This window comes from Corynebacterium sp. NML130628 (genome assembly GCF_001875665.1).
Taxonomy (GTDB): domain Bacteria; phylum Actinomycetota; class Actinomycetes; order Mycobacteriales; family Mycobacteriaceae; genus Corynebacterium.
This window is the reverse complement of sequence record NZ_MLAL01000016.1, coordinates 1-26235: the sequence shown is the minus strand read 5'-3', so window position 1 is coordinate 26235 and position 26235 is coordinate 1. Positions and strand designations below refer to the sequence as shown.

Sequence of the window (26235 nt, the reverse complement as noted above, 5' to 3'; positions counted from 1 at the left end):
GAGCGTCAGTGTCTAATACAGATAATTGGCCTTCCGTCTTCACGACGGTGACTCGACGTATCAGATACCTATTGAACGATATACAGAGTAATGAAGACGCCGACCCAAATTACGTCAACAAAGTGCCAGTAGTAAGAGGTCGCCATTGCTGCGGTAGCTTGTGCCGGAGTGAACTTCGACTTAGATACGCGGAGCAGCACAACTGCAAAGGCAATAATGCCCGCGGTCACGTGCGCCATGTGGAAGCCAGTGATGATGAAGAACACTGACCCGAAGACACTCGCCTGAATGGTCACGCCGTGCGTGATCATTTCTCCCCACTCGAATGCCACGAGGCCGAGGAATACAACGCCAAGCGCGATCGTTACAGCGAACCATTTGCGGAGCCCAAATACGTCACCCCTTTCTGCTGCGAATACGCCGAGCTGGGAAGTCACCGAAGAAGACACAAGTACGACCGTGATGATCAAGCCGAACATCACGTTCAAATGCGCCGTCTGGTTATCCCAGTCGCCTGCGGTCATACCGTTTGCTCGTGAGGTGAAGTACATCGCGAACAAACCGGCAAAGAACATCAACTCTTGGGCGAGGAACGCGATCGTGCCAACGCTGACCATGTTTGGTCGGTTCAGCGCCGGGACACGATTCTGCGGTGTCGCCATACCTTGGTTAGAAATTGCGGTCGTCACGCATGTGATTATCCCCTGTTTTCGGGTCAAAGTCATCTCCTCTCCTCATCAAACTTTTACAGAGATGTAGCGCTAACCTGCCCTTTCACAGACAGGCTTCTCTTGCGAGAAAAGATTTCGATAAGACGGGAACTTTTTCGCCCACAATTCCGACTACATCAATGCAGGTCACAACTTACTTAGGTTTTTCCAAGTCAGTTTCCGTGATTTTCCAACTGCGCTTGCAGGCCCATCCCCCAAAAATTCGGACGTCTGCAAAAGTTCCCATAAGTGGCGGGTCTCACATCGTATCGGGTCCCATTTCCACGATTAACCTACTTTCGAATGACCCCCAACTGTAACGATTGTGTTCAACCGAAAGGATGAACCCAGGAACGCGAAAATCCCCCTTGACCGGAGCCAAGGGGGATTCTCCTTCTTCGCCTATCTCCCGAAGGCGGGGAGATGAACGACGCTTAGTGCTTTTCGCGAGGAATACCGTACTGCAGATTCAGCTGCGTGGTCGTCCAAACGAGGAAGACTGCACCGAATACGACGAGCCACAGCTGCCAGAATGCAATTCCAAGACCAAGGAACATCACTGCACCCGACATTGCAAATGGCCAGATGGAGCTCGGCGAGAAGAAGCCGAGCACACCTGCGCCGTCTTCAACTTCCGCCTCTTCCCAGTCTTCCGGCACGACGTCCATGCGACGCTCGGTGATGTCCAGATAGACAGCAAGCATGAAGCAGAGTGCAGTTGCGAGCACAAGGCCCACACCGCCAACCCACTCGAGGCCGTAGAGGTACGCATCCTCGCCGATCCAAGCCGTGCTGATCATGTAGAAGACTGCCATCAGCGCCAAGAAAGTGCCGATCGCATAGAAAACCTTTGAACCAGTTGCCATTGTTCTGCCTTCTCTTTCTATACCGTCGCGTTAGGGTCGTTGGTGTTGTTGCCGTCGCGGGTGCCGAGGCGGTCAGACACGAACGGACGTGTGGAGGTGGCGTACGGAGCTTCACCGATGAACTTAAGGGCGTCAGAGTTCGGTGCCTCTGGGTTGTCGATGCGGAACTGAATGTAGTCAGCAAACTTCTCCGGCGTCACTGCGCGAACCTCGAAGTTCATCATTGAGTGGTACGTACCACACATTTCGGCACAACGCCCAACGAATGCGCCAGTCTTGTCAATCTTTTCGATCTGGAATGCACGCTGCTGCTGGTTCGCCTCAGGGTGTGCGTAGGTATCGCGCTTGAAGAGGAACTCTGGAACCCAGAATGCGTGGTTCACATCGCCAGAAGCGAGGCGGAACTCAATTGCACGGTCGGTCGGCAGTACGAGTACTGGGACCTCTTCGGTCGTACCTAGCGTTTCAATTTCGTTGAAGTTGAGGTACGACAGGTCACCGGTCGATGTGCCGTGGATTGGGTTCGGGTTCTTAACGTTTTCGTCGTCGTACTTCGTTGCCTCAGCCTTTGCCTGACGGTCGGCATCGACGCCGTCGTAAGCCTGGCCGTTCGAGGTGAACTCACCGTCGACGTTCGCGTAACCGAACTTCCAGTTCCACTGGTACGCGGTGACGTCCACGGTCACCTTCGGATCCTTGTCAAGGGCCGTAGTCTTCGTCTGCGCCTGGACAGTGAAAAAGAAGAGCACCATGACAATAACGATCGGAACGATCGTCAGGACAAGCTCGAGCGGAACGTTGTACTGGAGCTGCTTCGGGAACTCGGACTTACCGCGCTTCTCCTGGCTCTTCGCGTTCCACTTGAAGATGGCCGTGAGGAAGAGGCCCCACATAATGATGCCAATGATCCAAGCTGCCACCCAGGTCCATACCCAGAAGTTGTACATCTGCTCACCCTCAGGGGTGACTGGGTCTGGCCAACCCATGTCCAACACCTTTGAGATCGCCTCCGGTGGCGCAACCTCACAGCCAGTCAGAGCGAGACCGCCCAGCAGGAGCGATCCGGCAACTGCGATTTTCTTCGCGAAGCTGCGGTCCTTTACCTTTTCCACGTGTGTCTGCCTTCCTGTCCACACTCGCTATTTACGGCAGGACGCACACTACAGGTGCGTCCAAGCATTGCTACTCCGCCAGAATAGTTGATTAAGCACCCCGCCTCTGAATTCTGGGGATTTTTCGAAGAGGTGAGTTTTCACAATCAACCTCCCCTGAAAGCGCGTTGGGCAAAACCCATGCACTCAATGGGTTTTAGATAAAACGGTACAAACGTCCTGGTAAGAGCTTTATTTTTCAGCCAAAATGCTCATCCATAAGTTGGCCCCCTTTTGGGGACCGAATAAAGGATGAAGAATTTCTGAGTTTGGTTCGCGGTTCCGTTGGTTCGCGTATCCCCTACACAAAACCCTATTGTTTAAGGGAAGAAATGCTTCGTGGCCCAGCACTCCGCATGGCTGCGTACACCTTATATATAGGAGAGGTTTTCAAGTCTATGTGTGGCCTGTTGGCTCTACTCACCACAAACAGCAACGCCGCCAGCTTCGTGGAAGCCGCGGAACGCGCATTGCCCTGCATGTATCACCGCGGTCCAGATGCCGCTGGCACCTGGAACGACGACCACGCGGTCTTTGGCTTTAATCGCCTCGCGATTATCGATCTGGACCATTCCCACCAGCCTCTGCGCTGGGGGCCGAAAGAATCCCCAACGCGCTACGCGCTGACGTTCAATGGCGAAATCTACAACTACATTGAACTTCGAGAGGAACTCGAGGCCGCCGGCTACTCGTTTAATACATCGGGCGATGGCGAGCCGATCGTGGTTGGTTTCCACCACTGGGGCGAAAAGGTCGTTGAGCACCTGCGTGGCATGTTTGCCTTCGTGATTTGGGACACCGAGACGCAGCGCATGTTTGCGGCGCGCGACCAGTTCGGCATCAAGCCGCTGTTTTACGCGACCACCCCAGCAGGCACCGTTTTCGCGTCCGAAAAGAAATCCATTCTGGAAATGGCTCCGGAGCTAGAGCTTGACCTTGAACTGGATAAACGCGCGATTGAGCACTACGTGGACCTGCAGTATGTCCCAGAGCCAGAGACCCTGCATGAGAGTATTCGTCGGGTTGAGTCTGGATGCACGGTTTCGCTGACCCCTGGGGGCGAGGTCAAGTCGGAACGCTACTTTAAGCCGCACTTCAGGTCCCAGCCGGTACCTCAAGGTCAAGAGCAGAAGCTTTACGACAGGATCGCTCGGGCACTCGAAGATTCCGTCGAGAAGCATATGCGTGCGGACGTCACCGTCGGTTCTTTCCTCTCCGGCGGTATTGATTCCACGGCGATTGCGGCGCTGGCGAAGCGACACAATCCGAACTTGTTGACGTTTACCACCGGCTTCGAGCGCGAGGGCTACTCCGAGGTCGATGTGGCTGCGGAGTCCGCTGAGGCGATTGGCGTTGAGCATATCGTGAAGATTGTCTCGCCTGAAGAGTATGCGGACGCGGTACCGAAGATCATGTGGTACCTCGATGATCCGGTCGCTGACCCATCGTTGGTTCCGCTGTTCTTCGTCGCCCAGGAGGCACGCAAACACGTCAAGGTTGTGCTTTCAGGTGAGGGTGCAGACGAGCTGTTCGGTGGATACACCATTTATAAGGAACCGCTGTCTCTTGCACCGTTCGAGAAGTTGCCGACGCCACTTCTTCGCGGGCTGAACAAGCTCAGCCAGGTACTGCCAGAGGGTATGAAGGGCAAGAGCCTCCTTGAGCGCGGCACTACCCCAATGGAGGACCGCTACTACGGCAACGCCCGCTCCTTTAACTTCGAGCAACTGCACCGTGTGCTTCCGTGGGCGAAGCGCGAATGGGATCACCGCGAGGTCACCGCCCCGATTTACGCGACTTCGAAGCAGATGGATCCGGTTGCCCGGATGCAGAACTTGGACCTGTTCACCTGGATGCGCGGCGACATCCTGGTCAAGGCGGACAAGATGAACATGGCGAACTCGCTGGAATTGCGTGTGCCGTTCCTCGATAAGGAAGTTTTCGAAGTCGCGCAGACGATCCCGTACGACCAGAAGATTGCGCACGGCACCACGAAGTATGCGCTGCGCAAGGCGATGGAGCAGATCGTGCCTCCTCACGTGCTGCACCGTAAGAAGTTGGGCTTCCCTGTCCCAATGCGTCACTGGCTGGCTGGAGATGAGCTCTTCGGTTGGGCGCAGGACACGATCCGCGACTCGCAGACCGACCATATTTTCGCGAAGGATCAGGTGCTGGAGATGCTCAAGGAGCACCGCGATGGTGTCTCCGACCATTCACGCCGTCTGTGGACGGTACTGGCGTTTATGATTTGGCACGGCATTTTTGTCGAGCACCGCATCGATCCGGGCATCGAGCACAAGGAGTACCCGGTTCAACTCTAAGGAGATTCCTTCCATGTGGACCAAAAAACGAGTAGTAACTACCATCGTCGCGATGCTCAGCGCGCTGCTCCTCGCAGTTGCTGCCCTGGCATTCGTCTATGGGCCGACGGTCACCGCGATGCTGACGGGCACCGCTCGTTTCGCGGGGACACAGACGCCAAAGCGGTATAGCGCGACGGTGCTCGCGCTCGCCGAGCAGGGCATCCACGCCGATTCGAAGGAATTCGAGGCAGCGAAGGCCCACGCAAAGGAGACCGCCAAGCAGGCAGACACGCTTTACGACGTCTACCCCGCCCTGAAAGATGCCGTCAAAGCAGCTGGTGGCAAGCACTCCCGGCTGTTTGAACCCGGCAACCCGGACCTCGGCTGGACTATGGAACAGAAACCGAAAGCCACGGTCAGTGTCGAGGGCAGCGTTGCGGTGGCAACAGTGCCTGGCGTCGATCGGCACTCGGATGTGCAGGGGTACGCAGACACGCTCGCGACAGGCCTGGCGTCCGCACGTGATGGCGGGGTCTGTGGCGCGGTCGTTGATCTGCGTGGCAACGACGGTGGTGACATGGGCCCAATGGTCGCTGGACTCTCCCCGCTGTTGCCGGACGGCACGGTGCTCGAGTTCGTGTCGCGGACGAACACCAGCCAGGTCACGGTCGAGGGAAACTCGGTAACCGGAGGGGGCACGCCGCTCACGACGACTGGCGGGAAGTGGGATGCGCCGGTAGCAGTCTTAGTCGATGGTGACACCGCTTCGTCGGGCGAGGCAACGATGCTGGCATTTCGGGGACTTGAACGCTCACAGAGTTTCGGGTCCCCTACCGCGGGCTACGCGTCGGCAAACATGGTGTATGACTTCCCGGACGGCAGCATGCTGATGTTAACCATCGCCAAGGACAAGGCACGCACTGGTGAGGAGTTTGCCGAGGATCCGGTGCAGCCGGACGTCGAAACCGGTACGCCGTTAGAACAAGCGAAGCAGTGGCTTGCGACCGAGCACGGTTGTAAATAGTCTCCGCAGACAAAACACCCCGCGTTCACCCTCAATAAAGAGTGGTCGCGGGGTGTTGGCGTCGAAAAGCGATTGCTTAGTTGAAGCTATCGCCGCATGCGCAGGCCGAGCCAGCGTTCGGATTATCGATGGTGAAGCCCTGCTGCTCGATGGTGTCAGCGAAATCGATCGTCGCACCGGTGAGGTACGGCACGCTCATCTTGTCCACGACAAGGCGTACACCCCCAACGACGTCGGCCTTATCACCGTCAAGCTCGCGGTCATCGAAGTACAGCTGGTAGCGCAGACCAGCGCAGCCGCCTGGCTGAACAGCGATGCGAAGCGAAAGGTCGTCGCGGCCTTCCTGGTCAAGCAGAGCCTTCGCTTTTGCAGCCGCTGCTTCAGTAAGGGTCACGCCCGTTGCAGAGGTAGGTGCAGTCATTCTTTCTCCTTGCTTAGCGAATATCTTCACGCGAAATGCGTGCTTCGGAGTGTGGCACTAGCGTACTCGCATCACACCGTCATCGTCTACAGCGCATTCGAGCGGGCGCTTATTCCCCACTTTCGGAGACAGCCTTGTAGCCTGTATAGCGTGAAACTTCCTTGGCAGAAATCTGATGAGGCTCCAGCCGCCGCTGCTGCCGCAGCGAATCGCGCGGAGGCTCCCGAAACCAACGCGGAACCCGCGAAAAAGTACCCGAAGGGCTACACCCCTCCAAAGGGTCGGCCGACGCCGAAGCGTATCGAGCAAGAAATCAAGCGTGGCGTCGTGCGCGACCCCAACGCTACGACTCCTGCTCAGCAGTACCAGAAGAACAAAGAGCTGAAGAAGTCGATGTCGAAGGAGGAGTGGAAAGCATATAAGAAGCAACAGCGCGAAGAAGCGAAGAAGCACAATCGCGAGGTCCAAGCCAAGATGGACGCCGGCGACGAGCGCTACCTCATGGACCGCGACCGCGGCGAAACCCGCCGCTTCGTCCGCGACTGGGTGGATTCTCGCCGCTTCATGAACAACTACGCGATGCCTCTGGCGATCCTGCTATTCCTCATCCTCTTTATCGGCTCTTGGTACCCGGAGGTTGCCGGGGTGATCGCCATTTTGCCGATGGTGTTTATCGTGTTGATTATTGGTGAGGCATTCCTGATCGGTAAGCGGGCGAACAACGCCGTCCGCGCGAAGTTCCCGGGCACGGCAGATACCGGTTTCGGCCTAGGTATGTACGCGTTTTCGCGCGCGTCGCAGCCACGGAAGTGGCGCTCCCCGAAACCGCAGGTCCGCATCGGCGAGACCGTCAACTAAACGTACGAAGGACATTTCATGGCTGTGGCATTCGACCCGATTCAGCATCCGAGTGAGACTCTGCGTCGCGAGGTTGCCCGCGAGCTGCAGCGCAGCCCTGAGGGGCGTGGGCTCGGTCGCGTGGCAACGATTGCGGAGTGGACCGCCGCGGTACAGGACCGCCAGCGACCGGTAGCGTTTTCTCACCCTCAATGTGTGCTTGTCGCCGGCAACCACGGCGTGGCAGCGCGAGGTGTTTCCGCACAGCCGCATGACGCCGCCTGGACTGCGGTAAAGCAGATCGCGGCAGGTGGTGGCGCAGCTCGTGTCGCAGCGCAAGCCGCTGGCGCGTCGATTATGCAGATCAACGACTACCTCACACTACCGACGGGCGCGATTGACCGGCAGGCCGCGATGACGCCGGAGGCTTTCGATCAGGCTGTGACGCACGGCGCGCGCGTGGTGGATAGCGGGGTGGACAGTGGGGTCGACCTGTTTATTCCTGGTGATATTGGCGTCGGCAACTCGACGGTTGCTGCCGCGGTCTACGGCGCACTGTCGCGTACTGAGCCGGTCAAGGTCATCGGGCGAGGCTCCGGCATCGATGACAACGTGTGGAAGGTCAAGGTCGCCGCGATCCGCGACGCGATGTTCCGCGTGCGCGCTTTCAGTGACGACGTGCCCCGCGTCCTCGCCGAGCTTTCAGGGCCAGACTTCGCGTTCCTCGTCGGCATGTTCGCACAGGCAGCTGTCCGTCGCACTCCCGTGCTTTTCGACGGCCTCTACGCCACCGTCGCCGCCTACGCAGCAGAACGCCTCGCCCCCGGCACGAAGCATTGGATTATTCCTGGCCAACTTAGCCCGGAGCCAGCGCAGATGCTCGCGCTGCAGGCGCTCGATATCATCCCGGTGCTGGCCCTGGATTTGTCCCTGAACCAGGGGGTCGGCGCGCTCGCAGCGCTGCCACAAATCAATCTTGCTTCTGAGCTCGTTACTACTGTGCTCGGGCCGGAGGATCCGGAGGTCTCCCCGGCCTAAACCCCCGGCCCCAGCTGTCGCTAGCTCTCCGCTGGGACCAGCGTGTGGTTCCAGCCGTGGGCGTCATCGACTGACCCATCCTGGATCCCGCGCAAGCGCTCTCGCAGTTGCATGGTGATGGTGCCGGCCTCGTTGTTGTTGATGGTGAACTCTCCATGACGACTCAGCACACGACCAACAGGGGTGATGACCGCCGCGGTACCGCAAGCAAGCGTTTCGGTGATGGTGCCGTTCTCGGCGCCGTCGCGCCACTGCTCCACCGTGATCTTGCGCTCCTCGGTGCTGTAGCCAAGGTCCTCGGCGACCTGCAGAAGGGACTTGCGCGTAATACCTGCCAGGAGGGAGCCGGACAGGGCTGGGGTGATCAGCTTCGCATCTTTTCCGCTGCCTTCGACGAACATGAGGTTCATGCCGCCCATCTCCTCGATGTACTTGCGCTCGATGGCGTCGAGCCATACAACCTGGTCGCAACCCTTTTCCTCTGCCTGGGCCTGTGCGAGCAGGGAGCCCGCGTAGTTGCCTGCGAATTTCGCGTCGCCGGTGCCTCCGGGTGCTGCGCGGACGTATTCTTCGGAGATCCACACGCTGACCGGCTTCACGCCGCCGGAGAAGTAGGCACCTGCTGGGGAGGCGATGAGGTAGTAGCTGTAGGTGCTCGAAGGCTTGACCCCAAGTGTCTTTTCGGTGCCGATCATAAACGGTCGCAGGTACAGTGCCGCTTCTCCGCCGGCCTCGGGGACCCAGTCCTTATCAATCGTCACGAGCTGCTGCAGGGATTCGATGAAGAGATCCTCTGGCAGCTCTGGCATGGCGAGGCGGCGAGCGGAGTGGGCGAAGCGGGCCGCGTTTTGTTCAGGGCGGAACGTCGTAATGGAGCCGTCGTGGTGGCGGTAGGCTTTCAGCCCCTCAAAGATGGCCTGCCCATAGTGGAACACGTTGGTCGCCGGGTCCAGCGAGATCGCCTCGTATGGGCGGACTTGCGCGTTGTGCCAGCCGTTGGTCTCATCCCAGTCGATGGAGACCATATGGTCGGTAAATTCCTGGCCGAACGCCGGGTTCGCGAGGATGGCCTGGCGTTCTTCGTCGGTTGCTTTGTTCGGATTCGGGATAATTTCAAATGGTGTGCCTTGAGTCATGCAGACCACCCTACCCCCAGATTCCACACTTTGGGACCAGAATTCCATATTTTCTTGCACTTGAGAGCCGCCCTCCCCGACCACGCGCCGCACATTCAGGGTACCCTTGGCGATGTTCAATAATCTTAAGAAAGGCGCATGTACTCATGACTTTTTCGGTTCCTGAATCGCTGCTCCCAGTCCGGGGTGACTCGGTCTCTCTGAACTTTTCGACGACCGCTCCGAGCGACACCGCGGCTCTCCTCCTCCCGGTGACCTCGGATGAGTCGAAGATCGAACTTCCGGTCACCTCCTTGGCACCGAAGGGCACGCTCGAGGCACTAGAGACTGTCGGCGCGAAAGGTACGGCCGGCGAGGTCACCCGGGTTGTGGTTGACGGCAAGTTGGTCATCGCCTTCGGCCTCGGCAACGCAGATGACATTGATGACGAGACCGTACGTCGCGCTGTTGGCGCGTTGGCCCGCACGCTGTACGGCACGGAATCTGCGGTGATCTCGACCGAGTTCGGCGTCGGCCCCGTTGTGGAGGGCCTGCTACTCGGTGCGTACAAGTACAAGGGCTTCAAGGCTCCATGCCAGTGTGGCTGTGACGGCGAGCACGGGCTTACAGACGTCACCGTTGTGGGCAAGGAAGACGATCAGGAGGCCTTCGACCGGGCGGTCATCCTCGCGGAATCGGTCATGCTGGCGCGCGACCTCGTCAACACGCCTTCCAACCACCTCTACCCTGCTGTGTACGCGGAGCTCATTGAGAACGTGGGCAAGCAGGTCGGGCTCGAAGTCGAGGTGTTCGACGAGAAGTACCTCGAGGAGCACGGTTTCGGTGGCATCCTTGCCGTCGGCCAAGGTTCTGTCCGCGCGCCTCGCCTGGTGCACCTGAAGTGGGCACCTTCGACGTCCAGCTCTTCGGTGGCGCTGGTTGGTAAGGGCATCACGTTCGACACCGGTGGCATTTCCCTGAAGCCTGGGGCAAAGATGGAGGACATGATCTCCGACATGGGCGGATCTGCTGCCCAGTTTGGCGCGATTGTGGCGGCCGCTCGACTAAATCTGGGCGTCGCCGTTGACGCCTGGCTGCCGCTGGCAGAGAACATGCCTTCCGGCACCGCTACTCGCCCGGGCGATGTCATTCGTCACTACGGTGGCATCACTAGCGAGATTCTCAACACGGACGCCGAAGGGCGCCTCGTGCTCGCGGACGCTATGGCGCGCGCGGCAGAGGACAACCCTGACTTCATGATTGAGACATCCACGCTGACCGGTGCGCAGCTCGTCGCCCTCGGAAACCGCACCGCTGGTGTCATGGGCTCTGATGACTTCCGCGACCGTGTTGCTGCGCTGGGCCGCGAGGTTGGCGAGCAAGCTTGGGCCATGCCGCTGTTGGAGGAGCAGGAAGAGGAACTGAAGTCCCCAGTTGCCGATATCCGCAACGTACACAACGCCCGTACTGGTGGCATGTTGTTCGCTGGCCTGTACTTGTCCCGCTTCGTTGGTGAGGACACCGAGTGGGTCCACATCGACGTCGCTGGCCCAGCATGGAACGGTGGCTCGCCGCACGGCTACACCCCGAAGCGCGCGACGGGTGCCCCGCTGCGCACGATCGTTGCGACGCTGCGCAGCATTGCTAAGGCCAACTAATCCCCAGTTTTAAGGGCCTTAAGGGCTTTAAGAAAAAGGATGTTCGCCGCGCTCAAACTTTGCGCGGCGTTCTTTCTGTTCGGCCCGCTTCCGCAAGATGCGCTCCTGCTCCATCTTGCGCCGCATCCGATCTGGGTAGCCGGTTTCCTCGACGTCGTAGAGAGAAATATTCAGGAGTTGAGCGACGGCGTCGATGCCTTTGGGTCCTCCGATGCGGCGACGGGTGTAGTTTCCTTCTTCGTCGACAAGCACGACGGACATCTCGTTGACCATCGTTTCTGGCTCGACAAACCCCTCCACGAAGGCACGCTTCGCGACCCATTCCTTGAGGTAGGCGGCGTCTTCCGGCCGGATGGTCTCGCCGGGCGCGCGTGGGGGTTTGAAGGTTGTTTGCTTCTTCCGCTTGCCGAACAGATTAAACACTTCTCTCATCATACGGATATTTTTCGACGCCCCAATTCTGCGTTTTGCGGCCTTCAACAAAATAGTTGCCCCCGAAAGGCACGAAAGTCTTCGGTGACAGGTACGCTATTGACCTGTATAGCTTCTACGAAAATGTATCTGCGAGGAGACGAAATTATGGCGCACTCTGTCGAGATGCCTGAGCTGGGCGAATCCGTCACGGAAGGCACAATCACCACCTGGCTGAAGGAAGTCGGCGACACGGTAGAGGTCGACGAACCTTTACTGGAGGTTTCCACCGATAAAGTCGACACGGAGATTCCGTCCCCTGTCGCTGGTGTGATCCTCGAGATTAAGGCCGAGGAAGACGACACCGTCGATGTCGGTGACGTCATTGTGATTATCGGCGAAGAAGGCGAAGCGCCAGCCGCAGACTCGACAAAGGACGAGGAGCCAAAGGAAGAACCTCAGGAAGAGAAGAAGGAATCCCCGAAGGAAGAAAAGGCTCAGGAGCCTTCCTCCGGCGACGCCACTGACGTCTCCATGCCTGAACTCGGCGAATCCGTGACCGAAGGCACCATCACCACCTGGCTGAAGGAAGTCGGCGACACCGTCGAGGTCGACGAGCCACTGCTCGAGGTCTCCACCGACAAGGTCGACACCGAGATTCCTTCCCCAGTCGCGGGCACCCTCGTAGAGATCCTCGCTGAGGAAGACGACACCGTCGAGGTCGGCGAAGTCATCGCCCGCATCGGCGACGCCAACGCGAAGCCAGCAGAAAAGGAAGCTCCAAAGGCCGAAGAGCCAAAAGAAGCACCACAGGAAGAGAAGAAGGAAGCTCCGAAGGAGGAGAAGGCAGAGCAGCCTTCCTCCGGCGACGCCACTGACGTCTCCATGCCTGAACTCGGCGAATCCGTGACCGAAGGCACCATCACCACCTGGCTGAAGGAAGTCGGCGACACCGTCGAGGTCGACGAGCCACTGCTCGAGGTCTCCACCGACAAGGTCGACACCGAGATTCCTTCCCCAGTCGCGGGCACCCTCGTAGAGATCCTCGCTGAGGAAGACGACACCGTCGAGGTCGGCGAAGTCATCGCCCGCATCGGCGACGCCAACGCGAAGCCAGCAGAAAAGGAAGCTCCAAAGGCCGAAGAGCCAAAGGAAGAAAAGAAGGAAGCCACGAAGGAAGAGAAGACTGAGGAGCCTAAGGAGGAAAAGCCGAAAGAGGAGAAGCCAGCGCAGCAGGCTTCCACCAAGGTAAACAAGTCCGACGGTTCCGTCCCGTACGTGACCCCGCTGGTGCGCAAGCTGGCAGAAAAGCACGGCGTTGACCTTTCCACGATCGAGGGAACCGGTGTTGGCGGCCGTATCCGCAAGCAGGACGTCATTGCTGCGGCGAAGGGCGGCGCCGAGGATAAGGCCGAGGCGTCGGCTCCGAAGACCGAGGAAAAGAAGAGCGCTCGCTCCAACTGGTCCACCAAGTCCGTGGACCCAGAGAAGCAGTCGCTGATCGGCACGACCCAGAAGGTCAACCGCATCCGCGAGATCACCGCTGCCAAGATGGTCGAGTCCCTGCAGACCACTGCTCAACTCACGCACGTTCAGGAAGTCGACGTCACCCGCATTGCGGAGCTGCGCAAGCGTGTGAAGCCAGAGTTCATCAAGAAGCACGACGCCAACATCACTTACCTGGCGTTCTTCATCAAGGCGACGGCGGAAGCCCTCGTTTCCCACCCGAACGTCAACGCGTCCTACGACGCAGATAAGAAGGAGATCACCTACCACGAGGACGTCAACATCGGCGTCGCTGTGGATACGCCGCAGGGCCTGCTGGTACCAGTGATCAAGCGTGCCCAGGACCTGAACCTGGCGCAGATCGCGCAGGCAATCAATGACCTGGCGACCCGCGCGCGCAACAAGAAGCTGCGACCGGATGACCTGTCGGGTGCGACGTTCACGGTGACCAACATCGGTTCTGAGGGCGCCCTGCTGGATACACCGGTGCTTACCCCACCACAGGCCGGCATCCTGGGCACTGCGGCAATTGAGAAGCGCCCGGTCATCGTCACGGAGGAAGGCAGCGACTCCATCGCGATCCGCCAGATGTGCTACCTGCCGTTCACCTACGATCACCAGCTGATCGACGGCGCAGATGCAGGCCGCTTCATCACTACGATCAAGGACCGCATCGAAACTGGTGACTTCGAAGGCGACCTGGACCTCTCATCCCTCTAATCCCAGGTCAATATGAGGAACCTCGGCGGTGGCCCCGATACCAATACGGTGTTGGGGCCACCGCTGTTTTCACCTCTGCATGTTTTCAGCTGACTGGCCAGCCCTGGACAGTTTTGGCCCGTAGACTATTCACGACATCAAGTTCAGAACTACCAAAGGAGTAGATCTTGGATTACATCACACGCCACATCGGTCCGGACACGCAAGAGACGGAGGTGATGCTGAAGAAAGTCGGCTACGACTCCCTCAACGCGCTGACCACCGCCGCTATCCCAGCCGATCTGCTACTTCAGCGGCCCCTTGATCTCCCCTCCCCGCTCACCGAGTATGAGGCGCAAAACCGATTGCGTGAGCTGGCGTCGAAAAATGAGGTGCTGAAAGCCTTTTATGGGCAAGGTTACTCGTCGACGCTGACCCCGCCGGTGATTCGTCGTGGTGTTGTAGAAGATGCTGGCTGGTACACGGCGTATACCCCGTACCAGCCTGAGATTTCGCAGGGTCGGCTCGAGGCGCTGCTGAACTTTCAAACCATGGTGCAGGACCTGACTGGTCTGGACATTGCGAACGCTTCGCTGTTGGATGAGGCGTCGGCGGCGGCCGAGGCTGTTGGTCTCATGGCCCGCGCGGTGCGTAAGGGCCGGACGGTGCTGTTGGACGCGCGTCTGCACCCGCAGGTGTTGCGCGTCGCATCGGAGCGTGCGCGCACCCTTGACCTTGAGGTACAGGTTGTTGACCTGCGCGAAGGCGTCGTGGGCGAAGGCATCGTGGGCGCGGTTGTGGCGTACCCGGGAACGGAGGGCGACATCGTTGACCCTCGCGCGGTGATCGAAGCGGTGCATGAGCGTGGCGGTCTGGTAGCGGTGGATGCGGATATCCTCGCGCTGACGCTGCTGGAGTCGCCCGGTGAGCTCGGGGCGGATATCGCGATTGGTTCTACGCAGCGTTTTGGTGTTCCGTTGTTCTACGGTGGCCCGCATGCTGCGTACATGGCGGTCAAGGAGAAGATGAAGCGTCAGCTGCCTGGCCGCCTGGTGGGTGTGTCGAAGGACGCTGAGGGAACCCCCGCATACCGTCTGGCGTTGCAGACGCGTGAGCAGCACATTCGCCGTGAGCGTGCAACGTCCAATATCTGTACTGCACAGGCGCTGCTCGCGGTGACTGCGTCGATGTACGCCGTGTACCACGGCCCGCGCGGGCTTGAGGCAATTGCTGCCAAGGTGCACGACTGTGCGGCACGTTTCGCAAAGTCCCTGCGTGATGCGGATATCGAGGTGAAGCACGACGCGTTCTTCGACACGGTGGCCGTCGTCGTGGACAACTCGGAGGCGGTGTGCGAGCGTTTAGCGGATGCGGGCTACCTGGTCCGCCCGATCAACGCGACCACCGTCGGCGTCTCTTTCGGCGAGGCCACGGCAGAGGAGGACCTCGCGGCGCTGCTTGCAGGTTTCGGTGTCGATGCTGTTGCCGACGAGGCACCATCCGCACTGCCCGAGGCGCTGCATCGCGCGACGGAGTTTATGACGCACCCGAACTTCAATTCGGTGCACTCCGAGACTCAGATGATGCGCTACATCCGCAAGCTGGGCGACAAGGACCTCGCGCTCGACCGCACGATGATCCCGCTCGGTTCCTGCACGATGAAGCTCAACCCGACCGCGGGTCTGGAGACCATCACGTGGCCAGAGTTCGCCAATGTGCACCCGTACACGCCAGACCGCTTTACTGCTGGTTGGCGGGAGCTTATCGACGAGCTCCGCGCCTGGCTTGTCGAGATCACCGGATACGCCGAGGTGTCCATGCAACCGAACTCGGGTGCGACGGGCGAACTGGCCGGGCTACTGGCGATTCGGCGCTACCACGTTTCCCGTGGCGACCATGGGCGTGACATCTGTCTGATTCCGGCGTCGGCGCACGGTACGAATGCGGCGTCGGCGACGCTGGCGAACCTTCGGGTGGTCGTCGTGAAGACTGCTGAGGATGGCTCGATTGATCTGGCTGACTTGGATGCGAAGTTGGAGCAGCACGGCGAGCACGTCGCAGCGATTATGGTCACCTACCCGTCCACGCACGGTGTGTACGAGGACACGGTGCAAGCCGTCGCGAAGAAGGTGCACGCGGTGGGCGGTCAGGTCTACATCGATGGCGCGAACATGAACGCGCTGACTGGGCTTGCACGCCCCGGCGACTTTGGTGGCGACGTATCGCACCTGAACCTGCATAAGACATTTACGATTCCGCACGGTGGTGGCGGCCCGGGCGTTGGCCCGATTGGTGTGGCAGAGCACCTGATCCCATTCCTTCCGACGGACCCGAACGTCGCCCCAACGCATGCGGCCGACCCTGCCCCGGTTGGCGAGGGCGTGCCGGTTGCCGCTGCGAAGTTCGGCTCGGCGGGTGTACTGCAGATCGCGTGGTCCTACATCGCGATGAGCGGTGCGGAGGGATTGGCGTCGGCAACTGCGCATGCGGTACTGGCGGCGAACTACGTGGCAAGCGAGCTGCATGATTCCTTCCCGGTGCTCTACACCGGGGAACATGGCCTGGTGGGCCACGAGTGTATCCTTGACCTGCGAGAGTTGACCGATCGCTCTGGCGTGACCGCAGCGGATGTGGCGAAACGCCTGGTGGACTACGGTTTCCATGCTCCTACCCTGGCGTTCCCGGTGGCTGGCACGCTGATGGTGGAGCCGACCGAGTCCGAAGACCTGGATGAGCTCGACCGCTTCATCGAGGCGATGCGTTCGATCCGCGCGGAGATCCAGGAGATTATCGACGGCAAGATTGCCTACGAGACCTCCGTCCTTCACCACGCACCGTTTACTGCGCACAGCGTCGCCTCCACCGCGTGGGATTACGAGTTCTCCCGCGAACAGGCCGCCTACCCGGTCGATCGCTTGGTGCACGAGAAGTATTTCCCGCCGGTGCGCCGCATTGATGAGGCGTACGGCGACCGCAACCTGGTGTGCTCCTGCCCGCCGCCAGAGGCATTTGATATTTCGGAGAGCTCGGAAAGTTAAGGAGTGATTGTGATGGCTGAAACCCCTTTGTTTGCAGCGCATGAGGCGCTTGGCGCTTCCTTTACGGACTTCGGTGGTTGGAACATGCCACTGAAGTACAACAATGAGCTTGAGGAGCACCGTGCGGTGCGCGAGCGCGTTGGTATCTTCGATCTCTCGCATATGGGCGAGATTGATGTGCGCGGACCTCAGGCCGCGGAGTTTTTGGACTACGCGCTGATTTCCACGCTGTCGACCATGCGCGTCGGCAAGGCGAAGTACTCGATGATAGTGGCCGAAGACGGTGGCATCATCGACGATTTAATCTCCTACCGCCTGGACGACGAGCACTTCCTGGTCGTGCCGAACGCTGGGAACACGCCTGCTGTGTGGGAGGCGTTCCAGGAGCGCGCGGCTGACTTTGATGTGGAACTGACGAACCGCAGCGCAGACGTCGCGCTCGTGGCGGTGCAAGGCCCTGATTCCTTATCGACAATCGCTCCGCATCTCGACGGCGACGCCGGTGCGCTGGCGTACTACTCGGCTGCACCGATGCGCTTCTGCGACTGCGACGTGCTGGTCGCTCGGACCGGCTACACCGGCGAGGACGGATTCGAGATCTACTGCGACCTCGCAGACGCCCGCACGATTTGGGACGCGCTCGCGCCGGACGCTACACCCTGCGGTCTGGCCGCGCGCGACTCCTTGCGCCTCGAAGCGTCGATGCCGCTGTATGGCCACGAGCTTTCGCGCGATGTCACCCCGGTGGAGGCCGGGATGGGCCGCGCGTTCGCCAAGAAGGAGGCGGACTTCGTGGGCAAGGACGCACTTGTCGGTCGTGAGCCGTCGGTGGTCATCGCAGGGCTTTCTTCGGATCAGCGCCGCGCCGCGCGTGAAGGCTCAGAGGTCTTCATCGGCGATACACGCATCGGTGTGGTGACCTCCGGGCAGCCGTCGCCGACGTTGCAGCGTCCGGTGGCGCTGGCGCATCTCGACCCAGCGCACGCCGAGGTGGGCACGGATGTTGAGGTTGATATCCGTGGACGCCGCTACCCGTTTACTATTGTGGAAACACCGTTCTATTCGCGAAAGGACCAGTAATCATGTCTTTGAACCCTGATTTTTACTACTCGGAGGATCACGAGTGGATTGATGCTCGCCCTGAGGAAGCTGTTGGCACAAAGGTGCGCGTAGGCATCACGAACGTTGCGGCTGATCGCCTCGGCGAGGTCGTATTCGCTGAGCTGCCACAGGTTGGCGACCAGGTCACGGCGGGTGAAACATGCGGCGAGGTCGAGTCAACGAAGTCGGTGTCCGACCTGTACGCACCGGTGACTGGCACGGTCACCGCGGTCAACGAGGACATTGACGGTGCGTACGAGGCCATCAACGAGGATCCGTTCGGCGCTGGCTGGCTCTTCGAGGTTGAGGTCGAGGAGGTCGGACCGCTGATGACGGCAGATGAGTACGCTGCCGCTAACGGTGTCGAAGGCTAGCGACTATCGTTGGCAGGCATGACAGCTCCACGCGATCCGTTCTTTCCTGCCGACAAATCTATTCGGGCCTCAGCCGCGCCTCTTGATGTGCGCGAGCTGGGGCTCGTCGATTATGAGGAAGCCTGGCATCTCCAGGCGGAGCTGGCCAAGCAGCGCGCAGCGGACGAGATCCCGGACACAGTGTTGGTGTTGCAGCATCCCTCGGTGTTTACTGCTGGCAAACGAACCCAGCCGGAAGATCTTCCGGATGCGTCCTACCCGGTGCCCGTCGTCGACGTTGACCGCGGGGGCCGTATCACCTGGCACGGCGAGGGTCAGCTCGTCTTCTACCCCATCATCAAACTTGCCCAGCCGGTGGATGTCGTCGACTATGTTCGCCGTCTTGAAGAGGCCATCATCGAGACGGTGCGCAAGGCTGGGGTACATGCTGCCGGCCGTATCGACGGCCGCTCCGGCGTCTGGGTCCCGAAAACCGTCGAGGCGGCTGATAGCTCGGCGTCCCACCGTGATAGGAAAATCGCGGCCCTGGGTATCCGCATCACCCGCGGGGTGACCATGCATGGTCTGTCGTTGAATTGCGACAACACATTGGACCACTACGGCCACATTGTCGCGTGCGGCATCGACGACGCCGACGTGACCACAATGAGCCTGGAGCTCGGCCGCGACGTCACCGCTGAGGAGATGACCGCACCGCTCCTCGACGCCCTCAAGCGCGCCCTTGCCGGTGAGCTTGTGGTGGCTGACCACAGCTTTGGTTCGGCACCGGATCCGACGAAGGGGCTCAAACGTCGAGATGTAAGGCGAGCCTCCCATTAATCCTCGACTTTGGGAGAACTGTTAGTTACGGTGGACGACGTGACTATAGCACCAGAAGGACGCAGGCTACTTCGCGTAGAAAAGCGTAACGCTCAAACCCCTATCGAGACGAAACCACGGTGGATCCGCAACGCGGTGAAAACTGGTCCTGAGTACGAGGACATGAAGCAGAAGGTGAAGGGTGCGTCCCTTCACACCGTGTGCCAGGAGGCTGGCTGCCCCAACATCCATGAGTGCTGGGAGTCGCGCGAGGCCACGTTCCTCATCGGCGGTGCGAACTGCTCGCGCCGCTGTGACTTCTGCCAGATCAACTCCGCGAAACCCGAGCCGCTCGACGTCAACGAGCCGCAGCGCGTTGCGGAGTCTGTGCGGGAAATGAACCTCAACTACTCCACGATCACAGGCGTGACCCGAGACGACTTAGAGGACGAAGGCGCGTGGCTCTACGCAGAGGTTGTGCGCAAGATTCACGAACTCAATCCGCACACCGGCGTCGAAAATCTCACCCCTGATTTTTCCGGCAAGCCGGATTTGCTGCAGGAGGTCTTTGAGGCCCGCCCGGAGGTCTTCGCACACAACGTTGAGACTGTGCCACGCATCTTTAAGCGCATTCGTCCAGCGTTCCGCTACGACCGCTCTCTAGATGTGATTCGTCAGGCGCGTGATTTCGGGCTAATCACCAAGTCCAACCTGATTCTCGGCATGGGTGAGACCCAGGAAGAGGTCATGCAGGCGCTCCAAGACCTGGTGGATGCTGGCACGGACATCATCACGATTACCCAATATCTGCGCCCTGGTCCGATGTACCACCCGATTGACCGGTGGGTAAAACCTGAGGAGTTCATTGAGTACCGCGACGCGGCCTACGAGATGGGCTTCGGCGCAGTCATGTCCGGCCCACTCGTTCGTTCGTCCTACCGCGCGGGCAAGCTCTACGTCGAGGCGATGGAGCACCGCGGGCTGGAGCTGCCGGAGAACCTGCGCCACCTGACGGAAACGTCGAAGGGCGATACGGCACAGGAGGCTTCGACGCTGCTGGAGAAGTACGGCGCGTCAAAGGATCATCCGGTAGCGACGCGCTCCTAGTCCACTTTGGCCTGGCTGTGTTCGTGACATAGAGTTGACGGCATGGCTCAGTCGAAGGATAAGGCAGCCCTGAAGGCTGCGAAGAAGCAGGAGCGTGCTGCGAAGCGCGCAAAGGGAAAGCAGACACGTAGCCAGATTTGGCAGGCGTTTCAGATTCAGCGGAAGCGGGATAAGAAGCTCATCCCGATTATGCTGGCCTGCCTGCTCGGCATGGGTCTGCTTTTCTTCTTGATCGGCCTCATTTGGGGCGGCCAGTGGTACATGCTGGCGCTCGGTCTGGCGTTCGGCACAGTGCTGGCGATGTGGATGTTTACCCGTCGCTTGGAGCGCTCAATGTACGACGAGGTCGGCGACACCCCGGGCGTTGCTGGTTGGACGCTGGAGAATATGCGTAATTCCGTCGGCATGGTGTGGATCACCAAGACCGGCGCGCAGGCGAACACCCACATGGATACCGTGCACCGCGTCGTTGGCCTGCCGGGCGTCATCCTTGTTGGTGAGGGCAACGAGAATCGCCTGCGCACCTTGATGAAGAAGGAGTCGCGCCGCGTTGACCGCTTGCTGGCTGGTGTGCCGATTCACGAGGTGTACGTAGGCGAAGGTGAAGGTCAGGTGGCCGTGCGCGACCTGCAGAAGCACCTGATGAAGCTGCCACGCCACTACCGCAAGGATGATGTGTACACGATGAACGCCAAACTCGAGGCGATGGACGCTCGCACGCAACCTGGCCAGATGCCCGGTCTGCCTGGCGGCCCGCTGCCGAAGCAGGCTCAAAACATGGCGGGAATGAACCGCCGTATGCGCCGGATGCAGCAGCGTCAAGGCAAGTAAGTAAGTATGTCCTCCTTCGACATGGGCGTCGAGGCCAGCACCGCGCTGCGCCTCGGCGCTCTTTTGTTGTCCGCGGGCGCTCCCGGCTACAGGGTCACCCGGGCCGTGAAACGTTGCGCTCGTGCGATGCACTTCGATGACGCGGACGTCGTCGTCGGCTTCGACACGATTACGTGCACGGTCCACCGCGGGGAGAACTTCCGCACACTCGTGGCTGACCTTCCGCTGCCAGGGGTGAACGCATCACGCATCGAGGCACTCGAGAACCTGACTAAGCATGAGATGCACCGCTACACCACCGCGGAGGAGATCAACGCCGCCATCGACGAGATCGAGGCGATCCCTACCCCGCGCTGGGGTCCGCTGACTTCTAACTGTGCCGCGGGCCTTGCCTGCGGTGGCTTCGCTGTGCTGAACCACTTCTCGTACTTCACGGCGCTGTTGGTGATTATTGCTGCTGGTGTGGGTCAGTACGTGCGGCTGCACTTGGCGCGTCGACACCTTCTGCAGCTGGGTGTGGTGATGGCTGCGGCGCTCGTCTCAACGCTGCTGTTCCTGGTCCTCGCGTGGGCGCTGCCCCACTCCGACTTTGAGCTTTCCGCGGGCTTCGTCCCCGCCATTTTGTATCTGGTGCCGGGCTTTCCCTTGTTCGTATCTTTGATGGATCTTTCCCGCTTCGACTTCACATCAGGGTTGCCAAGGTTGTTCTTCGCGCTCGAGGTGGTCATCACCATGATGCTCACGGTGGCAGTAGTCGCGATGGTCACCGATGCGCCCGCGCCAGGCACAGTCAGCACTACCCCAGACCCCTCGTTCTATGGTGCGGCTGCACTCGCCAGCTTCGTCTCCGTGGGTGGGTTCGCTATCTTGTTTAACGCCTCTCGCAGGATGACACTACTGGCAGCCACGCTCGGCACCGTCGCAAATGTGTTGCGCCTCACGCTTGTCGACGCCCACGTGGAGTACTTCCTGGCCTGCCTGTTAGGCACACTCGTGATCGGCATTCTTGGCTCCTGGCTGGGCCAGCATTTCAGGGTGCCACGCACCACGGTAACCATCCCCGCTGCTGTCGTGATGATCCCGGGCCCCACTATCTATGCTGCGCTGCACCAAATCACCAACGGCAATATCTCCGCCGCAATCGATTCGACTACCACCGTCGTGCTCACGGTGCTGTTCCTCTCGGGTGGCCTGACGGTTGCGCGACTGCTGACCGACAAGAACTGGGCGTTTCAGCGCACCGTGGAGTTTCGCCCGCTGGACGAGCCCTAGCTGCGGATCACGGTCGTGTTCGTGGCACGATCGTGCATGCCGCGGCCGTCGGCGTCGACAAGTGCTGCGGGCAGAATAAACGCGGTGAGTAGCGTGCGCACTGCCGCGCGCCACAGCCCGACGGGCTCCTCCGCGTCGACGCGAGCAACCCCCATCCCGAGGACCGCCATGCCAGGCGTACGCGCGAACAGCCAACCGCAAACGATGCCCAACACGATCCACAACAGGTAGGTCAGCGTGGAGGTTCCACCGAAAACGGTGGTGTTCGCGTGGATGAACGCAGCAACAGCCCAGGCGATCGCCCAATCGATCGCGACGCCTCCCATGCGCCGGGCCACTGACGCCTGCGCACCCGCGCCTTCCTTCGGTAACCCAAGGAATTGCCCAGGGTAATCGGGGATCGCGTCATCGCCTTTGAACTGGCCGGGAAGCTCCGGGCCATCGAGCCATCGTTTTCCTTGGGGTGCAGACATGCGACATAGCCTATCTTCTTTTCCCGGAAAGCGGTTACAGAACGGGTGCTTCACGCTAGAATTGTGCGGAGTTCCCAACGCTGTCCGAAGGAGAAAAGGCTGTGTCTTTCGAAACTATCGAAGACGTAAAGAAGTTCATTCAGGACGAGGAGGTGGAGTTTGTCGACGTTCGATTCACCGACGTCCCCGGCATCGAACACCACTTCTCGATCCCTGCCTCCATGTTTGACGAAACCGTCATGGAAGAAGGCCTCGCCTTCGACGGCTCATCAATCCGTGGATTCACCACAATCGAAGAGTCCGACATGACCCTCATGCCGGATCTCGCCACCGCAAAGCTAGACCAGTTCCGCGCAGCGAAGACCCTGAACGTGAAGTTCTTCGTCAACGATCCATTCACCTTCGAGCCTTTCTCGCGCGATCCCCGCAACGTCGCGCGTAAGGCGGAACAGTACTTGGCCTCCACCGGCATCGCAGATACCTGCAGCTTCGGCGCCGAAGCCGAGTTCTACCTGTTCGACTCCATCCGCTACGAAGTCGAAGGCCACCGCGCATTCTACGAGATCGACGCCGAAGAGGGCTGGTGGAACCGTGGCAAAGAAACCGATGCTCTTGGTGGGCCAAACCTCGGCTACCACAACCGCGTCAAGGGCGGCTACTTCCCCGTCCCACCACACGATAAGACCGTCGACGTGCGTGACGCCATGGTCAAGAACCTGCGCGAATCCGGCTTCGAAATCGAGCGTTTCCACCGCGAAGTAGGCAACGGTGGCCAGCAGGAAATCAACTACCGCTTCAACACCCTGCTGCACGCGGCTGACGACCTGCAGGACTTCAAGTACATCGTCAAGAACACCGCCACCCAGTACGGCAAGACGGCGACGTTCATGCCGAAGCCCCTGGCCGGTGACAACGGTTCCGGCATGCACGCCCACCAGTCCCTCTGGAAGGACGGCAAGCCACTGTTCTACGACGAGAACGGCTACGGCGGACTCTCCGACATCGCCCGCTGGTACATCGGCGGCATCCTCGAACACGCCGGCGCTGTCCTGGCGTTCACCAACCCAACGCTGAACTCCTACCACCGCCTCGTCCCAGGCTTCGAGGCCCCAATCAACCTGGTGTACTCCCAGCGCAACCGCTCCGCCGCGATCCGCATCCCAATCACCGGCACCAACCCGAAGGCGAAGCGCATTGAGTTCCGCGCACCGGATCCTTCAGGCAACCCATACCTCGGCTTCGCAGCCATGATGATGGCAGGCCTCGACGGCGTGAAGAACCGCATCGAGCCGCACGCTCCAGTGGACAAGGACCTCTACGAGCTGCCACCGGAAGAAGCTAAGGACATCCCTCAAGCGCCGACCTCGCTCGAGGCATCGCTGCAGGCCCTACAAGAGGACTACGAATTCCTCACTGAAGGCGACGTCTTCACCGAGGACCTCATCGACACGTACGTGAAGCTGAAGTACGACAACGAGATCACCCCGGCGCGCCTGCGCCCGACGCCGCTAGAGTTTGAGCTCTACTTTGACTGCTGATTTTTGAGGCCGGGCTGTGCTCGGTGATTGCCCACGGTTTCCATCGCGGTTCCCGTGGGTTTTCTTTACCTTCCTTCTCTGTTTTAGGGCTTCGGCACCAAAATCCTTGTTTCCGGCTCGGCGCTGTTGTATTTCCCCAGGTGGTGGAAAATTTCGCTGGATTATGGTGCGCCCGGCCAGGGCTCAGTGACAAAGGACGCATCCACCGCACTTTTGGACCATATATTCAAACATGTAGGCAGAAAAAGGACTACCTATTTGCGGGTGCGGCATTTGTCACTGGGGGACGGGCAGCGACACCAAATTCCCTATTTTTAGAGAGACGCCGCCGCGTTTCCCCAGGTGGCCGAAGTCCGCACACGGATTGTGGTGCACAGTGTTGCGCGGAGGTATCTAGTAACACCGTGGTGACTATCGGAGAACGCAATGGTGAGTATCGAGTAACGCTTTGGGAGACGATTCTTCTGACCGCGTGACAACAGGGCACGCGGCATCATCAGAGGAGTCCGATCGTGACTGATTATCGGGCCGTGATGGACCTCGTCTTACAAGGCTGGTCCGTCGCCAAATCTGCTCGGCTGTGCGGTGCTCACACACCACAGCCCAAAAAGCCCGCCACACAATAGCGGCACACCAGATCACAACCTGTGAACAACTCGCCGATATTACCGACGAAGAAATGGCCACATGGTTTGTTTATGGCCGACACCTTGCCCAATGCGACTTCGTGCCCTTTCTTCCATTTATCCCTGCCGAGACACCTGCCCATACAACAGCAAAAATGGCCAACAGGGTAAAACCAACGCTTAGCACTGCAGACGGGGAGAATGTTTGGATTAATATTGAAGCAAGCAACAGCGTAGATACGGCTCCAATTCGCCCGCAGACACTAGCCAAAGACGTAACTGCGCCGATGCGCTCCTCTGACGAGGATTTTCGTATCCCGTACGTGGAATAGTTGGAAAGAGCAATGAGTAGAAATACTACGAAACCATAAAATAGCACGTACCACATTTCGCTTATTGCGTAGATGAACAACGCACACAGGACAAAAACTGCACCCCCGATTCCGACAAGAATCTTTTTCCTGAAAAGGCGCTCAACGGGAAGATACGATCCTAAAAACGAGATCGCTATGAAAGCTAGGTAGAGCCAAATCAGTGCGCCATCCGGAAAACCTTTTTCCAACGCAATTGCCTGCCATAATTGCATGTGAAGTTGCATAAAGGCTTGGACAAGAATCGCCAGTAGAAGATACTTCTTCAATGAAGGAGAATTTCGCATTTCTTTGATCGTTAACCTCGCGTGATTCTTGATTTCGCGAAGTAGGCCCTGCGTATTCGAATTTTCCTGTGAGTGCTGCTCGGGGATCCGGAAGAAAAACACAATTGACATGATTGCCAGAAGCGCCATCGCAAACGAAATGAAATATATATTCACGCCGATCGTCGTGAATAGAATGGCGCCGACAGTGCTGCCGATCATCATTCCGAGGAAGTTGCTTTGGTTTTCTTTTCTTACGAGCCAAGAAATGCGGTGTACGGTGGCAGCTTCTTGCTCTGATCTGTTCTTAGCATTATTCACTAAGGCCGCATCGAGGGTGCCGGAATCTAGAGCACTTGCAAATCCGTACACAATCCAAGCAATCAAAAGAGTCGGAAAACTGTGGCCGAATATTACGACCAGGAAGAAAACGCATAGTACTAGGCGCGAAAAGATATAGACCCACCGTCGACTAACGATATCTGCGATGGCCCCACTTGGGAACTCAAAAAAAAGAACCGACAAGCTAAAAGCTGCTTGTATTATTAGAATCTGCGAAAGTGACAGACCCTTTTGAGGTTACCCTCGTTTAGTGGACACCCTATTTGTGCGGATCTTGTGTCCGTAGGAGAGGATGTTCATTGTGAGTCAACAGCGCAAGAAGTACACGCCGGAGTACCGGCGTGAAGCCGCGAACCTTG

The 26235-nt window shown here is 59.3% G+C and carries 22 protein-coding genes; 14 read left to right on the top strand and 8 right to left on the bottom strand.

Annotated elements, in window-relative coordinates; all coding sequences use genetic code 11:
• Positions 1–68: 68 nt before the first annotated feature.
• The 3 genes from BJP07_RS03090 to BJP07_RS03075 form a co-directional block, all read right to left on the bottom strand.
• On the bottom strand, positions 69–689 hold the full coding sequence (locus tag BJP07_RS03090) for a heme-copper oxidase subunit III (RefSeq protein WP_177222507.1): 621 nt from the start codon (positions 687–689) through the stop codon (positions 69–71).
• A gap of 455 nt (positions 690–1144) precedes the next feature.
• Positions 1145–1576 carry a cytochrome c oxidase subunit 4 gene (locus BJP07_RS03080; protein WP_070362190.1) on the bottom strand — a complete coding sequence of 144 codons (432 nt, stop codon included), beginning with the start codon at positions 1574–1576 and terminating at the stop codon, positions 1145–1147.
• 17 nt (positions 1577–1593) lie between these two features.
• Positions 1594–2688 carry a cytochrome c oxidase subunit II gene (locus BJP07_RS03075; protein WP_071566023.1) on the bottom strand — a complete coding sequence of 365 codons (1095 nt, stop codon included), beginning with the start codon at positions 2686–2688 and terminating at the stop codon, positions 1594–1596.
• A 437-nt stretch (positions 2689–3125) separates the two neighbouring features.
• On the opposite strand from BJP07_RS03075, the gene asnB reads away from it, so the two are divergent.
• The gene (gene asnB / locus BJP07_RS03070) at positions 3126–5048 is read left to right on the top strand and encodes an asparagine synthase (glutamine-hydrolyzing) (protein ID WP_071566022.1); all 1923 of its coding nucleotides are present in this window, start codon (positions 3126–3128) and stop codon (positions 5046–5048) included.
• 13 nt (positions 5049–5061) lie between these two features.
• Positions 5062–6054 carry a S41 family peptidase gene (locus BJP07_RS03065; protein WP_071566021.1) on the top strand — a complete coding sequence of 331 codons (993 nt, stop codon included), beginning with the start codon at positions 5062–5064 and terminating at the stop codon, positions 6052–6054.
• A gap of 76 nt (positions 6055–6130) precedes the next feature.
• Here BJP07_RS03065 and BJP07_RS03060 read toward each other — a convergent pair whose 3' ends face one another.
• Positions 6131–6475 carry an iron-sulfur cluster assembly accessory protein gene (locus BJP07_RS03060; RefSeq protein WP_070362187.1) on the bottom strand — a complete coding sequence of 115 codons (345 nt, stop codon included), beginning with the start codon at positions 6473–6475 and terminating at the stop codon, positions 6131–6133.
• 150 nt (positions 6476–6625) lie between these two features.
• Here BJP07_RS03060 and BJP07_RS03055 point away from each other — a divergent pair, with 150 nt between their 5' ends.
• Both BJP07_RS03055 and BJP07_RS03050 read left to right on the top strand, forming a co-directional pair.
• Positions 6626–7333 carry a DUF3043 domain-containing protein gene (locus tag BJP07_RS03055; protein WP_071566020.1) on the top strand — a complete coding sequence of 236 codons (708 nt, stop codon included), beginning with the start codon at positions 6626–6628 and terminating at the stop codon, positions 7331–7333.
• Positions 7334–7351: 18 nt separating this feature from the next.
• Positions 7352–8350 carry a nicotinate-nucleotide--dimethylbenzimidazole phosphoribosyltransferase gene (locus BJP07_RS03050; RefSeq protein WP_071566019.1) on the top strand — a complete coding sequence of 333 codons (999 nt, stop codon included), beginning with the start codon at positions 7352–7354 and terminating at the stop codon, positions 8348–8350.
• A 20-nt stretch (positions 8351–8370) separates the two neighbouring features.
• Here BJP07_RS03050 and BJP07_RS03045 read toward each other — a convergent pair whose 3' ends face one another.
• Positions 8371–9486 (bottom strand): branched-chain amino acid aminotransferase, encoded by a 1116-nt coding sequence (locus tag BJP07_RS03045; protein WP_071566358.1) that lies wholly within the window; start codon positions 9484–9486, stop codon positions 8371–8373.
• A gap of 146 nt (positions 9487–9632) precedes the next feature.
• On the opposite strand from BJP07_RS03045, the gene BJP07_RS03040 reads away from it, so the two are divergent.
• Entirely contained in the window at positions 9633–11123 is a 1491-nt protein-coding gene (locus BJP07_RS03040; RefSeq protein WP_071566018.1) for a leucyl aminopeptidase, read from the top strand.
• Between the two features lie 27 nt (positions 11124–11150).
• On the opposite strand, the gene BJP07_RS03035 is transcribed toward BJP07_RS03040, so the two are convergent.
• Positions 11151–11546, bottom strand: a complete 396-nt coding sequence (locus BJP07_RS03035) for an oxidoreductase (protein WP_071566357.1) — start codon at positions 11544–11546, stop codon at positions 11151–11153.
• Between the two features lie 156 nt (positions 11547–11702).
• Here BJP07_RS03035 and sucB point away from each other — a divergent pair, with 156 nt between their 5' ends.
• The 8 genes from sucB (at position 11703) to BJP07_RS02995 (ending at position 22260) form a co-directional block, all read left to right on the top strand.
• Positions 11703–13760, top strand: coding sequence for a 2-oxoglutarate dehydrogenase, E2 component, dihydrolipoamide succinyltransferase (sucB, locus tag BJP07_RS03030; RefSeq protein ID WP_071566017.1), 2058 nt, complete (start codon positions 11703–11705; stop codon positions 13758–13760).
• 167 nt (positions 13761–13927) lie between these two features.
• The gene (gene gcvP / locus BJP07_RS03025; protein WP_071566016.1) at positions 13928–16777 is read left to right on the top strand and encodes an aminomethyl-transferring glycine dehydrogenase; all 2850 of its coding nucleotides are present in this window, start codon (positions 13928–13930) and stop codon (positions 16775–16777) included.
• Between the two features lie 12 nt (positions 16778–16789).
• Positions 16790–17857: a glycine cleavage system aminomethyltransferase GcvT gene (gene gcvT, locus BJP07_RS03020; protein WP_071566356.1), complete on the top strand. Its 1068-nt coding sequence runs from the start codon at positions 16790–16792 to the stop codon at positions 17855–17857.
• A 2-nt stretch (positions 17858–17859) separates the two neighbouring features.
• Positions 17860–18252: a glycine cleavage system protein GcvH gene (gene gcvH, locus BJP07_RS03015; protein WP_083584061.1), complete on the top strand. Its 393-nt coding sequence runs from the start codon at positions 17860–17862 to the stop codon at positions 18250–18252.
• Between the two features lie 18 nt (positions 18253–18270).
• The gene (gene lipB, locus BJP07_RS03010) at positions 18271–19071 is read left to right on the top strand and encodes a lipoyl(octanoyl) transferase LipB (RefSeq protein ID WP_071566014.1); all 801 of its coding nucleotides are present in this window, start codon (positions 18271–18273) and stop codon (positions 19069–19071) included.
• A gap of 39 nt (positions 19072–19110) precedes the next feature.
• On the top strand, positions 19111–20157 hold the full coding sequence (gene lipA, locus BJP07_RS03005; protein ID WP_071566355.1) for a lipoyl synthase: 1047 nt from the start codon (positions 19111–19113) through the stop codon (positions 20155–20157).
• Positions 20158–20199: 42 nt separating this feature from the next.
• Positions 20200–20988, top strand: a complete 789-nt coding sequence (locus tag BJP07_RS03000; RefSeq protein ID WP_071566013.1) for a DUF4191 domain-containing protein — start codon at positions 20200–20202, stop codon at positions 20986–20988.
• A gap of 6 nt (positions 20989–20994) precedes the next feature.
• The gene (locus tag BJP07_RS02995) at positions 20995–22260 is read left to right on the top strand and encodes a threonine/serine exporter ThrE family protein (protein WP_083584060.1); all 1266 of its coding nucleotides are present in this window, start codon (positions 20995–20997) and stop codon (positions 22258–22260) included.
• Here BJP07_RS02995 and BJP07_RS02990 read toward each other — a convergent pair.
• Positions 22257–22733, bottom strand: a complete 477-nt coding sequence (locus BJP07_RS02990; RefSeq protein WP_071566012.1) for an RDD family protein — start codon at positions 22731–22733, stop codon at positions 22257–22259. The genes BJP07_RS02995 and BJP07_RS02990 overlap by 4 nt on opposite strands.
• Before the next feature lie 101 nt (positions 22734–22834).
• Here BJP07_RS02990 and glnA point away from each other — a divergent pair, with 101 nt between their 5' ends.
• Positions 22835–24271, top strand: coding sequence for a type I glutamate--ammonia ligase (gene glnA, locus BJP07_RS02985; RefSeq protein WP_071566011.1), 1437 nt, complete (start codon positions 22835–22837; stop codon positions 24269–24271).
• Between the two features lie 696 nt (positions 24272–24967).
• Here glnA and BJP07_RS02980 read toward each other — a convergent pair.
• Positions 24968–26101 (bottom strand): MFS transporter, encoded by a 1134-nt coding sequence (locus BJP07_RS02980; protein WP_083584059.1) that lies wholly within the window; start codon positions 26099–26101, stop codon positions 24968–24970.
• Positions 26102–26235: the final 134 nt, after the last annotated feature.

Bases quoted from the DNA above. Each gene is read 5' to 3' on its own strand.
- BJP07_RS03080 (WP_070362190.1), bottom strand. From the start codon at position 1,576: ATGGCAACTGGTTCAAAGGTTTTCTATGCGATCGGCACTTTCTTGGCG.
- asnB (WP_071566022.1), top strand. From the start codon at position 3,126: ATGTGTGGCCTGTTGGCTCTACTCACCACAAACAGCAACGCCGCCAGC.
- BJP07_RS03065 (WP_071566021.1), top strand. From the start codon at position 5,062: ATGTGGACCAAAAAACGAGTAGTAACTACCATCGTCGCGATGCTCAGC.
- BJP07_RS03060 (WP_070362187.1), bottom strand. From the start codon at position 6,475: ATGACTGCACCTACCTCTGCAACGGGCGTGACCCTTACTGAAGCAGCG.
- BJP07_RS03050 (WP_071566019.1), top strand. From the start codon at position 7,352: ATGGCTGTGGCATTCGACCCGATTCAGCATCCGAGTGAGACTCTGCGT.
- BJP07_RS03045 (WP_071566358.1), bottom strand. From the start codon at position 9,486: ATGACTCAAGGCACACCATTTGAAATTATCCCGAATCCGAACAAAGCA.
- BJP07_RS03040 (WP_071566018.1), top strand. From the start codon at position 9,633: ATGACTTTTTCGGTTCCTGAATCGCTGCTCCCAGTCCGGGGTGACTCG.
- sucB (WP_071566017.1), top strand. From the start codon at position 11,703: ATGGCGCACTCTGTCGAGATGCCTGAGCTGGGCGAATCCGTCACGGAA.
- gcvT (WP_071566356.1), top strand. From the start codon at position 16,790: ATGGCTGAAACCCCTTTGTTTGCAGCGCATGAGGCGCTTGGCGCTTCC.
- gcvH (WP_083584061.1), top strand. From the start codon at position 17,860: ATGTCTTTGAACCCTGATTTTTACTACTCGGAGGATCACGAGTGGATT.
- lipB (WP_071566014.1), top strand. From the start codon at position 18,271: ATGACAGCTCCACGCGATCCGTTCTTTCCTGCCGACAAATCTATTCGG.
- BJP07_RS03000 (WP_071566013.1), top strand. From the start codon at position 20,200: ATGGCTCAGTCGAAGGATAAGGCAGCCCTGAAGGCTGCGAAGAAGCAG.
- BJP07_RS02995 (WP_083584060.1), top strand. From the start codon at position 20,995: ATGTCCTCCTTCGACATGGGCGTCGAGGCCAGCACCGCGCTGCGCCTC.
- BJP07_RS02990 (WP_071566012.1), bottom strand. From the start codon at position 22,733: ATGTCTGCACCCCAAGGAAAACGATGGCTCGATGGCCCGGAGCTTCCC.